A 12,830-nucleotide genomic window follows, 5' to 3' on the forward strand; every position below is an offset into this window, starting at 1 on the left:
GTTGCGATGAAGATATACACAAAAAAAGGCGATAAGGGACAGACCTCCTTAATTGGAGGCACCAAAGTACCGAAACATCACTTGCGTATAGAAAGCTACGGAACAGTGGATGAGTTAAATTCCTATATTGGGTTAATTGGTAGCCATGATATCGATTCTGTTCAGCTTCAGGTGTTAAAGGAAATACAGGATCGTCTCTTTACTATCGGGTCTTCATTAGCATCGGACCCGGAGCGGTCTACCAAGCGGATACCAGATCTGTACGATACAGACATCACATACCTCGAGGAGCAGATTGATGTGATGACTGAGGAATTACCACCGTTAAAGCATTTTATTCTGCCCGGTGGTGGTTTAGCCTCTTCCGCATGTCATCTCGCCAGGTGCGTGTGCCGGCGGGCAGAGCGCTTAGCAGTTCATTTATCAGAAACAAGCTCGGTCGACGACAGGGTTATTATGTACCTAAATAGACTTAGTGACTACCTTTTTGTTCTTGGAAGAAAAGTTGCTTTAGACTCTGGAAACAATGAAAATATCTGGGTTCCAAGGGTTTAAATAATAATGATGCATAAATTTTTTTATTTGATAAATTATTCTATTTTTGCGGAAAATTGAATTGATAAATAAAAAAAATTATGTACTGGACATTAGAGTTAGCATCACATTTAGAGGATGCACCTTGGCCGGCAACGAAAGATGAATTGATAGACTACGGAATCCGTTCAGGTGCCCCTGTTGAAGTTATTGAAAACTTACAGGCACTGGAGGATGACGGAGAGCCCTATGAAAATATCGAAGAAATATGGCCAGATTATCCTACAAAGGACGATTTCTTCTTTAACGAAGATGAATACTAGTAGTGATACGAAAAGATGAATAAATAAAAAAGACGCTTAATTAAGCGTCTTTTTTATTTTATAATACGGTGTCCCTTAATTGACTTTTGATTGGCATTGCGCACAAATACCAACAGCGTTAATACCAACAGCATCTACCCGAAACCCTATAGGAGTCTCAATGGTCGGAATTGTTACTTCATTTAAGCAATAAACGCTATTGCACTTAGAACAGGTAAAATGTACATGATCCTCGCTGTGGATATGCTCGGGGCATTCTTCTGAGCAAAGCGCGTAAGTCGCCGTTCCATGTAAATCAAAAATTTTATGTAGAATGCCTTTCTCTTCAAAAACATTCAATACCCGATACAGCGTTACCCGATCAACGCTCTTTCCTAAGACCTTCTCCAGATCGGGTTGAGAAGTAGCAGTCTCTTTTTCCGATATAACCGATAGTACACTCAGGCGTGGTACAGTTACTTTCAGATTATGTTTACGTAATAATCTTTCTGCTTTTTCTCTCTTACTCCCTAGGCTTCTGCTTTGCATGATAAACTATTTCTTTTTTGCGCCCCCTGTTTTCGTCGCGTTACCACCTTGTTTAGCGGCTGCTTGTTGTTGACGCATGTAATCTTCCATTCTCTTTTGAAAACCTGATTTTTTCTTTTTGGTTTCCGGTTTCTTCTTATGCTCCTGAATTTTAGCATGAATTTTCTCATCGTTGATGAACTGACGGATGGTAAATTGCTGGCCAAAAGTAAATACAGTTGATAAGAAGTAATAGTATGTCAATCCGGAAGGGAAGCTATTCAGTACAAATAAGAAAATCAATGGCATAAAGTAACCGATATACTTCATTTGTCCTGTCACACCCGACACAGAGTTATTGTACCAAGTCGAAAGTAAGGTAGCCAAAGTCATTAGAACAACCATGAGACTGATGTGTCCGATACCAAAAATTGGTTTAAACGTCACAATCGCATCATAGGTGGATAAGTCGTTCATCCATAAAAAACTCTGTCCTCTTAATTCGAATAAATTTGGGAAGAAAAAGAAGAACGCAATTGTAAAGGGCATTTGCAGCAACATAGGAATACAACCGCCCATTGGGTTTACACCAGCCTGTTTATAAAGCTTAAGGTATTCCTGCTGTAATAATGTCGGATTGTCGTCGCCCACTTTAGCTTTAATCTCATCCATCTCCGGTTTCAGCACACGCATCTTCGCCATCGAGACATAAGATTTGTAACTTAGTGGAGATAAGATAAGTTTCAATAAGATCGTCAGAACAAGTATAATCAGACCGTAACCAAGGTTGAAATCCTCTAATACGTTGAACACTGGCAGCGTAATAAAGCGGTTAATCCATTTCATTGGTCCCCAACCCAGGTCAACCTGCTGCTCCAAAGCAAGATTTTGATTTTTTAAAGTTGAATACTTATTCGGGCCAAAGTAAAAGCGCAGCGGATAGTTATTGACATCCTGACGGGCGAAAGCCAGATTTAGGTTTGTTGAGTAGCTCTTAACCACATTAGCATCAGGAACAATCTTAACTTCGACCGTTCCGCCCTCAAAAAATTGATCAGCGATCAGCGTATTCGAAAAGAAATGTTGTTTAAATGACACCCATTGTGTTTTCCCAATTTCTTCCTTATCATCTTTGCCTGTACTCAGATTTTCGACATCTTCTTCAGCAGTTCGGTAGTAAACAGACGCATAGCGCTGTTCATTGCTTAAATCTTTTTCCTTCTGACTCAGTGAGGCTGACCAGTTAAGCAACAACGATGTTTGAGTTGGAGCCACTACATCTTGCATACCTTTGGTCACAATGTTCAGTCCCACCTGGTAGCTGTTACCTTTTAAAGAATAGATATAGTCGATGTATTTTCCTCCACCGTAATTAAGTCGTAAACTTACTGATGAAGAATCACCCTCGTTTACTTGTATCCGTTGATTAGGAGCCTCAAAGTAAAGATCGTTTGTATTAACATTTACTCCAGCAGTAGAGAATTGCAGACCGAACGTGTTTTGGTCACCTTCAAACATGACCAGCGGATTGCCTTGATAATCAACCTCATCTTTCAACTCAACCGATTCAATCCGTCCACCCTTATTAGTGATATTTACCTTAATTAGTTCGTTTTCTAAAGTAATCGTTCTTTCCGTCCCGTTTTTAGCAGCACCAAAAGGACCAGTAGCAGCCACCGAGTCTTGTGCAGCAATTGTTTGTGTAGTATCAAGACTAGCACTCTCGTTAGACTGCGTATCTGCAACTTGTGCCGATACGGATTTCGCTCGGGCGATCGAGTCTTGAAGAAGTTGCTCTCGTTTTATCTCTTCTTCAGAAGGCCTCAGTAAGTATACCGAACCAACGATGGTCAGCAACATCAAAAAGAGCCCGGTAAAGGTATTTCTATCCATAGTATCTGTCGTGTGTATATTTTAGTTTTTCTCTGCTTTCTTTTTAGCGCTACTGTGATTTTTAGAATAAATTAAAGAAGCGGCCACAAAGTTAACAAAAAGTGGGTGAGGATTTATGACTGTTGATTTTAATTCCGGGTGAAATTGCGAACCCACAAAGAAAGGGTGGTTTTTTAGTTCTACAATCTCAACCAAGTTGTTGCCCGGGTTGATTCCCGATGCAATCATTCCGTTGCTTTCAAAATCTTTTAAATATTTATTATTGAATTCGTAGCGATGTCTATGGCGTTCCGAAATTTTACTTTTACCATAGATAGATGCCGCTTTGGTTCCTTTCTTCAGGTCGCAAGGGTAGGCGCCTAAACGCATAGTACCTCCATAATCTTTCACTTTTCTTTGGTCTTCCATCAAGTTGATGACCGGATTTTTTGTTTTTGGATTCATCTCAAAGCTGTTTGCATCCTTTAATCCGATCACATTTCTGGCAAATTCAATCACAGCACATTGCATCCCTAAACAGATACCGAAGAAAGGTATTTGATTTTCCCTTGCATATTTGATCGACTGAATCTTCCCTTCCAATCCTCGCTCACCAAATCCTGGTGCAACCAAAACTCCGCTCATGTTCTTTAGACGTTCAGCGACATTGGCGCTAGTTATATCTTCCGAAGACACACAATGCACATGTACTTTACACTCATTGGTGGCACCAGCATGTATAAATGCTTCGGTTATCGATTTATAAGCATCAGGCAACTCAACATATTTTCCAATCAGAGCAATATTGATTTCCGAAGTTGGATTTTTTAGTTTACCTAAGAAGTTTTTCCAACGGTCTAAATCTGGTTCAGGTTTGGTTGGTAACTTTAACTTTGCCAATACTGTCTTATCCAGTTGTTCCTTCATCATCAGGAGCGGTACATCATAAATGGATGGCGCATCAATAGACTCCACGACAGCATTCAGGTTAACATTGCAAAATAAAGCCAGCTTTTTACGGATTTCACTTGTTAAGTGATGTTCGGTTCTGCATACCAAAATATCGGGTTGGATACCATATTCCAGAAGCATTTTTACTGAGTGTTGCGTTGGTTTAGTCTTCAACTCACCAGCAGCAGCAAGAAAAGGAACCAAGGTAAGATGAATAACCAACGAGTCATTATTCCCCAATTCCCAACGTAACTGCCGTACTGCCTCAATAAAAGGTAAAGACTCAATATCACCAACAGTACCACCCAATTCCGTGATCACGATATCATAGTTTTCGTTTTCACCAAGCAGGCGCATGTTGCGTTTAATTTCGTCCGTAATGTGCGGAACAACCTGTACTGTTTTACCTAAATAATCGCCGGCACGCTCTTTTTGTATCACATGTTGATAAATCCTGCCTGTAGTAATGTTATTTGCCTGCGAGGTAGGTGTGTTTAAAAAGCGCTCGTAGTGACCCAAATCCAGATCTGTTTCCGCTCCATCTTCGGTAACGTAACATTCACCATGTTCATAAGGGTTAAGGGTGCCCGGATCAATATTGATATAAGGGTCAAATTTTTGAATGGTTACCCGGTAACCACGTGCCTGAAGAAGTTTAGCTAAGGATGCAGAAATAATACCTTTACCTAAAGACGAGGTAACGCCGCCCGTAACGAAGATGTATTTTGTCATGTCATTATTTTGGATAAACCTTCCAGAAAATAGGTTTTAGACCTATTTCTGAATGTTTTCGTACGGGATACAAAAGTAAGAATTATTGTTGGTTTTCAAGACCGAAATATTATTAATTGATTAAATGGTCGTTTTTTTCGTACTTTTGTAACGAATTAATTTTATATACTATTGACTTTTACTGACTTTGCTTTTGACGATCAATTATTAGATGGTCTAAACAGCATGGGTTTCAAAACCCCGACTCCGATACAAGCCCAAGCAATCCCTATCATACAATCAGCTCATGATCTTATCGCATGTGCACAAACCGGTACCGGTAAGACGGCCTCTTATTTACTTCCGGTGATGGACGGTATCTGTCGTTCGGAAGAACGCCCGCCCATTAGCGCACTAATCTTGGCACCCACGAGGGAGTTAGCCCTCCAGATTGATCAACAGATTGAAGGTTTGGCCTACTTTACAGGTCTTACCTCAATCGCCATTTACGGTGGGGGCAATGGAATAGACTATGAACAGCAAAGGCGTTCGTTAAGAGAAGGGGTAGATATCGTGATTGCCACTCCCGGTCGACTAATAGCCCATTTAAACTCTGGAGGCGTGCTGGTTGATCAGATTAAATACTTGGTACTCGACGAGGCAGACCGGATGTTGGATATGGGTTTTCAGGATGATTTGTTGCATATTGTCCGAAAGTTACCCCAAGAACGGCAAACTCTGATGTTTTCTGCTACCATGCCGGCTAAAATCAGGAGGTTTGCGGAAAAACTGTTAAAAAACCCACAGCAAGTCAACATAGCCACATCTCAGCCCGCTGAAGGCATTAAGCAACAGGCGTACCGTGCCTTTGATGATCAGAAAAACAAGTTATTGCTCAATATCCTTAAAGAGGGTGATTTCAATAGCATCATCATTTTTGCTTCGACAAAAGAAAAGGTAAAGCACCTTGGCACGGATCTTCGGAAGTTAGGTTTAAAAGTAAAAGCATTCCACTCTGATCTTAAGCAAGAAGAGCGACAAGAAATTCTATTAGATTTTAAAAATCGAAATATATCTGTTTTAGTAGGTACCGACGTGCTTTCAAGAGGAATTGATGTCGATGGTATCGATTTGGTGGTGAATTTTGATGTTCCCGGTGACCCGGAAGACTACATTCACCGCATCGGTCGTACAGCGCGTGCTAAAAATACCGGAACTGCGATTACATTGGTCAACAATAAAGATTTTAGGAAATTCCAGGCCATTGAGGAATTTATGGGTCGTGCGGTAGATATCATACCTCTGCCTGAGTTTCTTGGCAAAAGCCCATCAGACCCGTTGCCGTCAGATCGCAAAACTGGTCATAATAATAACAATCGGAAAAAGAAAAAGCCGTTTAAGAAAAACGGTCAGCGCAAGCATTTTTCAAAAAAGAAGCCGGATGCAGTCGGGTAGGTGCCAACTTACTCTATTTTATCATCTTCCTTAGGTTCCGGATCTTGCAATTTGTCGGGTCGTATGATATTTCGTACGGTCCAATCACTCTTTTCGTCCGCGAAGCCCCTTTCAAAAAAGATCGTATAACGATCTGAACCTCCATTGCTATTTTTTAAAACCACTTCAAAATCTATTTCAGTAAGGGTTTCCAGCTCTCCTGGAGTCAGTTCCGATAAAAGTCGGAAACCTTCCTTTTTTATTTCTTCATCTGTATGCATATCATAAATACAATTAAAGACGGCTCGTTGTTTTAGTGCTGAGCAAGGTCAATAAGATCTAGCATGAAAATTTAATTTTTTTGGAGAAAGCGGGTTTGGACTTGTTCGGGAGACTCCCAGTGTAAACAGCTTGTTGGCTCAGTGTTGACTCAATGAAACGAAGGTTTTTGTTGAGTTAATACCGAGTTAATCAGCAGCCGTCATTGGGAATTTCTGCAACAAGTCTTCACCGCGTTTAATTTTTTATGGTAAATTGCTCCAATGAATAACATCGAAAGCATTATACAAAAATTCTAAAGCACTATTCTGATATGATTAACGATTTTTGGAAGAGGTTCCAAAAGGAAAAACCTGAATATACCAACGTTGAAAAGCCGCAATCCTATCACTTTTGCGATAATGAGAAAGATGCAAATGAATGTGCGGAATTGGTTGTGAAAGGGATAAAGCAAGCAACTTCAAGTTCAGTGTGGTGGTATGATCAAAACAATCAATCATTTCCTAAATCTGGCGATCTGGCAATCGTTACGAATTGGGCAGGAGAACCAAAGGCCATTACCAAAGTCAAGAAAGTTGAAATTGTAAGCTATCGGGATATAACTCCCGAATATGCGTTTATAGAAGGGGAAGGTGATAGAAGTTTGGACTATTGGAAGAAAGTACACTGGGATTATTATTCGAATGAAATGAAAGATTTGATGATGATCCTACTGAGGATATGGAAATTGTGTGTGAATATTTTGAAACTATATGGGTAGGGTAGTCAGGGTATTCGCACTCGCTAGTTCTGAGGATAATTAAAGGCCAAAAAAGTATGAACCGACTTGTTATTGTATTTTTAACATTATCATTTTTCACTATAGATTGTATCGCTCAAGAAGTAGAGAATATCAAAATTGATAAAGTGTTTCTCGATAATACCGATACGACCAAAAGCAGATATACAATATTGTATCCCCAAAAACGCCCTTGGAAGGGGTATATATTCTTAGTGCCAGGATTAGGAGAGACTTCAGATGCGGTTTTAAGGCAGACCGATTTGCCGAGGAAATTGGCACAAAATGGAATTTTGACGATTATTCCGACGTCAGCAAACATTCAAGCTAATTCTCAACGATGTTCGTTCAAAGCATAAAGGATTTATTATTCTGCGAGGAGAGATGTCAGACTATCGGATGAAAATGAATTAAATCACGAAAACTTATATATAGTTGGCAGGGTTGAAAAAGAAGCAGGAGGAAGTCCAGCTACTCATTTAACTAAACTACTATAAACCTTCACAGTATTCATACTCAGACACCACTCAAACAGCAATAAGGAAATTAATTGAAATTCCTATACGGATTTATTCCGAACCTGACATAAATTGGTGGATAAAAAACCGCGGGTCTGACTTAACGCATATGAATGTCACAGATTGTTCAGCAATGATTAATGAACTTACTAGACTTGGTGATACTAACGCACTTTAATTACGACGCAAATAGAGGCTTCAGGAAACCGGACAATAATTCGGCATTTTCGATTCTTTTTTTATTTAAGTTTTGGTATTGTAAAATAAAGTTAGTTACTTAGCTGTACTGGTTTGTACTGTATTGTATTGCCCGTGTTTAATATCAATTTAATAAACTTATCAATTATGAAAAACTTATTACGATGTTGTGTTCTTTGTGTACTAGTTTTTTCGGTTCTGAATCTCTATGCACAATCACGAACAATCAGAGGTACGGTGTCCGATAGGGAGACGGGCGCGCCTTTAATTGGGGTATCTGTTACTGTAACGGGAACTACGACTGGAATCGTGACAGACGAAAATGGAAATTACACGCTATCCGTGCCAAAAGATGCAAAAAGTCTGACGTTTCAATACATTGGCTATGTCGCCGAAGTTATAGCTGTGACAGCTGAAAGTCAGTTGGTCAATACGGCAATGAGTGCTGATTCAAAAGCATTAGACGAGATCGTGGTTGTGGGTTACGGAACGCAAAAAGCTTCAAGTGTCACAAGTGCGATTTCTAAGGTTGGCGGGGAGGATTTAAATGATAGACCTGCGACACGTATAGATAACGCGATGGCTGGCAAGCTTGCGGGAGTTCAGGTTCAGGAAATTAGTGGTGCGCCCGGAAAAGGGCTGACAGTAAAGGTTCGGGGTTCTTCATCTATTAACTATGCTAGCACCCCCTTGTATGTAGTTGATGGTTTTCCTTTATCTAGTGGGTTGGACAACATTAACCCGAATGATATCGAGTCGATCGAGGTTTTAAAAGATGCTGCTTCAGCTGCCATCTATGGTTCAAGAGGCGCCAATGGAGTCGTTTTGGTAACGACGAAATCGGGTAAATCGGGGACACCGACTTTCCAGTTTGATACGTACGTAGGATTTCAAAAAAGATTGAGTAAATATGATGTGCTTAACCGGGATGAGTATATTGATTTTGCGATTGAAGAACGAAATAATACCTGGGAATTGCAGGGAGGGAATGCCTCGGATCCGAATGAAGAACGGTCGAACGCGGCCTTCTGGATAGATCCGGCATGGAGTAATTCGGAAGCTTTACCGGATAACGACTGGCAGAAACTGATCGAGCAATCTGCTCCGATACAGAACTATCAACTGTCTGCTTCTGGTGCAAATGACAAATTGAAATATTATATTTCGGGGAATTTTTACGATCAAAAAGGGGTCATCATTGGATCTGATTATCAACGGTACTCTTTTTTAACCAATGCAGAAACAAAAATCGGAAATAGATTTACATTCGGTGTTAACCTTTCCGCTAACGCCGTAAATAGAAATGATGGTGATAGCGATGGAGATGGTGGTCCTGTTAGCCGATCGCAGTATATGTTGCCATTGTTTGACTTGAACACGCAAACCGAAGAGTTTGGATACAATCCTTACTACGCTGCTTTTATTGTGAATCCAGTAGCTTTAGCGAGTGAATTAACGAATGAGACGAATTCGAAAAACATCCGAGCAAATGCGTACACGGAAATTAGCTTTCTGGATAATTTAAAATTGAGATCTACTTTTGGTGTTGATTATTTAAATAGTGTTAATCAATTTTTTAAACCGAATAATATCAATCGAGGTAGTGGCGCTCAAGGCTCCACTTCAACAATTTCGCAAGATAATTATCTGACCGAACATATTCTTTCGTACAATCTTGCAAAAGATGATTGGACTTTGGATGCGATTGGGGGCTTTAGTTATCAGTATGACAAGGCTTTTAACTCTAATCTAGGTAAACTGGGATTTCCCGATGATGATATAACAACTTTGAACGCTGGTAATGTATTGAATTCGGGCGGTTCTTCTGTCTCTGAATGGAATTTGATGTCATTCATCGGCCGTGCAAACTTTGCAAGGAAAGAAAAACAGTTTTTGTCAATGAGCTTGAGACGAGATGGTAGTTCACGTTTTGGGGCAGATAATCAATGGGGATGGTTCCCCGCAGTTTCACTAGGATGGTTATTGAGTGAAGAGGAATTTCTTCGTAGTTCTTCTACGATCAGCAATCTAAAAATCAGGGGTAGTTATGGTGTGACGGGAAGTAATAATATCAGCAACTACGCATCGATTAGTACATTATCGAACGCTGATTATACCCTTGGTGTAGGAGGTAATCAAAACACATTGATTGGTTATGTGCCAAGTAGCTTTAGCAATAGAACTTTAGGTTGGGAAAAAACCTATACGGTTAACCTCGGCTTGGATTTGGGCTTGATCAGGAACCGAGTGAACATCGGGTTCGACGTGTATCAAGCTGATACAAAGGACTTATTGTTGAATGTCCCTATTCCATCGGTTGTCGGCTTCTCTACATCGCTTAGAAATATAGGACAGGTACGAAACACGGGAGTCGAGTTGGAGTTGAATACGAATAACCTGGTTGGAGAATTTAAGTGGAGTTCTGGTTTCAATATTTCACATAATAAAAATGAGGTAGTCAAGTTAGGGCCATCTGGCGCTCCAATTTATGGCAGTTCAGTAATTTCGAATATTACGATAACGAAAATTGGTGAACCTATTGGTAGTTATTTCCTTTTTATTCAGGACGGCATATTTGAAACTCAGGAGGAATTTGATAATTCTCCTCATTACAAAACACAATCTGTTGGTGATATCAAATATAAAGATATTAACAATGATGGGGTTATTGACGAGGATGATCGTACCCTTGCAGGTCACAACAGTCCCAAATTCTTCTGGGGTTTTCATAATAATTTCTCTTATAAAAATTTTGATCTGTATGTGTCAATGGATGGACAATGGGGAAACAAATTACTTACCGTATCGGGCTCGAGTGACGGGCAGTCGCGTGCGAATGATGAAGGCTATTGGAGAGATCGGTGGCGTTCACCGGAACAGCCAGGAAATGGAAAAATTCCAAGAGCTGCTATCACTCCCAACATGACGACGCCTTCTACATTTTGGTTAAGAGATGCTTCTTATTTTAGAATAAGAACAGTAGCGCTAGGGTATAACGTGCCAATGAAATTTGTTGAGAGAACAAATGCATTTAAATCAATTCGCATATCGGCTAACGCTGATAATGTGTTCTTGCATGATCATAATAACGGGAACCCACAAACGGCTGTAAAATCAAATTCGAACGCTGTTCCTGGTATCGATTATGGTGCGTCTTATCCATTGGCAAGGACATTTACGCTCAATATAAGTGCAAGATTTTAACCAATTAAAACGAAGACGATGAAAAAATATTCTAAATACTTTTACATGGCTATCTTAATAACTACATTCAGTGTGAGTGGTTGTACAAAGATAGACCTTCTCCCTGTTTCGGAGAAAAGCGTTGATGGGTTTTATCAGAACGAAACACACATCAACCAGGCTTTGATCGGTGCCTACTCAGGTTTTCAAAGTCTATTTGTAAATAGCTCACAATCATATGGTCTATATGAGTCGAGGAGCGACAATGCTTGGCAAATCACCTTGGCGTATCCGGATGGTGAAGTTTCTCAGTTTAACGTCTCGCCATTGAATTCATTACTTTCTTCAGCGTGGAACGGCTTCTATAATGAAATTATGCGGGCTAACCGTGTTCTTGAATCTTTGGAAAATATAGAACTGGATGAATCGAAGAGAAATCGATACGAAGCGGAAGCGAAGTTTATTAGGGCTTTGTGCTATTTCGATCTCGTGCGTTTATTTGGCGGAGTACCAAAGGTAACATCTGTATTGACAGTTGAAGAGGGTTATGAGGCTGTTAAAGCTTCAGATAAAGAGATTTATGATCTGATTGTAGAAGATTTAAGCTTTGCTGCGAATAATTTACCTGATAGCTATGAGGCTTCGCAGAGTGGGCGGGCGACGAGTTGGGCAGCTAAAGGTTTCTTAGGAAAAGTATATGTTTTTCGCAGTGGCTATCCATTGAAGTTGAATGAGTGGGACTTAGCTAAAACACAATTCGAGAGCATTATCAACTCCGGTAATTTTGAGTTTTTCGATAATTATGCTGCCATTTATAATCATGAGAATGAAGGTGGAAGACAGCAGTTGTTTTCTGTCCAATTCAAATATGATCAGGCTGGTAATCAGTTCCCGGGTAGGAATGCGCCGAACACAATTTCAAAATTACCGATTAATCAGGGCGGCTTTCCTTTTGTAGGTTCACCTTATCAATTGTTCGTTTCTAAAGAATTGGTTAATAGTTTTGAAGAAGGAGATATCAGAAAAGAAGTCGCTATCAGGACAAGGTGGCTCAATAATGGTAATTCGTGGATTACAAACGACCCTTTTTCACAAAAATATCAGAATGGACCTGTACAACCGGGTAGCAATAGCTGGGATATTGACTGGATTTTGTTGTCTTACACCGATGTCCTGATGATGTATGCTGAAACACTTAACGAGTTAGGATATAGTCCAAACGGGGAAGCTTTTAACATCTTGAATCGGGTGCGGGAGCGTGCAGGACTAAATCCTAAAACTGCAGCAGAAGTGCCTAACCAAGAGAGCTACCGACTTTGGATGGAGAACGAAAGAAGATGGGAGTTTTGCTTTGAAAATCTGAGATGGTTTGATCTGGTGCGAACGGACAGAGCATTGAACGTTATGAAAGAATTCTTAGGTGAGTATAATCTTTCAGCTAACTTGAAGAGTAAGAACCAGTATATTTATCCGATACCACAAACTGTCAGGGATATTACACCGGAAATAACACAAAACGAAGGTTACAATTAAATAAACTTA

10 protein-coding genes are annotated in these 12,830 nt (G+C 40.1%); 6 read left to right on the forward strand and 4 right to left on the reverse strand.

Features of this window, described 5'->3' with window-relative positions:
* Positions 1–6 precede the first annotated feature (6 nt).
* Together D3P12_RS10080 and D3P12_RS10085 are read left to right on the forward strand one after the other, a co-directional pair.
* Complete coding sequence (locus D3P12_RS10080; protein WP_118195139.1) at positions 7–555, forward strand: cob(I)yrinic acid a,c-diamide adenosyltransferase; 549 nt, start codon at positions 7–9, stop codon at positions 553–555.
* A gap of 80 nt (positions 556–635) precedes the next feature.
* Positions 636–857 (forward strand): DUF2795 domain-containing protein, encoded by a 222-nt coding sequence (locus D3P12_RS10085; protein WP_017258669.1) that lies wholly within the window; start codon positions 636–638, stop codon positions 855–857.
* A gap of 75 nt (positions 858–932) precedes the next feature.
* Here D3P12_RS10085 and D3P12_RS10090 read toward each other — a convergent pair whose 3' ends face one another.
* The 3 genes from D3P12_RS10090 to D3P12_RS10100 are packed head-to-tail and all read right to left on the reverse strand — an operon-like array spanning position 933 to position 4,919.
* On the reverse strand, positions 933–1,385 hold the full coding sequence (locus D3P12_RS10090) for a Fur family transcriptional regulator (RefSeq protein WP_118195141.1): 453 nt from the start codon (positions 1,383–1,385) through the stop codon (positions 933–935).
* Positions 1,386–1,391: 6 nt separating this feature from the next.
* Complete coding sequence (gene yidC / locus D3P12_RS10095) at positions 1,392–3,257, reverse strand: membrane protein insertase YidC (RefSeq protein ID WP_118195143.1); 1,866 nt, start codon at positions 3,255–3,257, stop codon at positions 1,392–1,394.
* A gap of 21 nt (positions 3,258–3,278) precedes the next feature.
* On the reverse strand, positions 3,279–4,919 hold the full coding sequence (locus tag D3P12_RS10100; protein WP_118195145.1) for a CTP synthase: 1,641 nt from the start codon (positions 4,917–4,919) through the stop codon (positions 3,279–3,281).
* 171 nt (positions 4,920–5,090) lie between these two features.
* Here D3P12_RS10100 and D3P12_RS10105 point away from each other — a divergent pair, with 171 nt between their 5' ends.
* Positions 5,091–6,353, forward strand: coding sequence for a DEAD/DEAH box helicase (locus D3P12_RS10105; RefSeq protein WP_205941092.1), 1,263 nt, complete (start codon positions 5,091–5,093; stop codon positions 6,351–6,353).
* Between the two features lie 8 nt (positions 6,354–6,361).
* Here D3P12_RS10105 and D3P12_RS10110 read toward each other — a convergent pair whose 3' ends face one another.
* Entirely contained in the window at positions 6,362–6,613 is a 252-nt protein-coding gene (locus D3P12_RS10110; RefSeq protein WP_118195147.1) for a hypothetical protein, read from the reverse strand.
* Positions 6,614–6,924: 311 nt separating this feature from the next.
* Here D3P12_RS10110 and D3P12_RS10115 point away from each other — a divergent pair, with 311 nt between their 5' ends.
* From D3P12_RS10115 to D3P12_RS10130, 3 genes are all read left to right on the forward strand, one after another.
* Complete coding sequence (locus D3P12_RS10115; protein WP_118195149.1) at positions 6,925–7,371, forward strand: ASCH domain-containing protein; 447 nt, start codon at positions 6,925–6,927, stop codon at positions 7,369–7,371.
* Between the two features lie 881 nt (positions 7,372–8,252).
* A complete protein-coding gene (locus D3P12_RS10125) occupies positions 8,253–11,309 on the forward strand; it encodes a SusC/RagA family TonB-linked outer membrane protein (protein ID WP_118195154.1) in 3,057 nt (1,018 codons plus the stop codon).
* A gap of 18 nt (positions 11,310–11,327) precedes the next feature.
* Entirely contained in the window at positions 11,328–12,821 is a 1,494-nt protein-coding gene (locus D3P12_RS10130; protein WP_118195156.1) for a RagB/SusD family nutrient uptake outer membrane protein, read from the forward strand.
* The last annotated feature ends 9 nt before the right edge of the window (positions 12,822–12,830 follow it).

The organism is Pedobacter indicus (genome assembly GCF_003449035.1).
GTDB classification, from domain to species: Bacteria; Bacteroidota; Bacteroidia; order Sphingobacteriales; family Sphingobacteriaceae; genus Albibacterium; species Albibacterium indicum.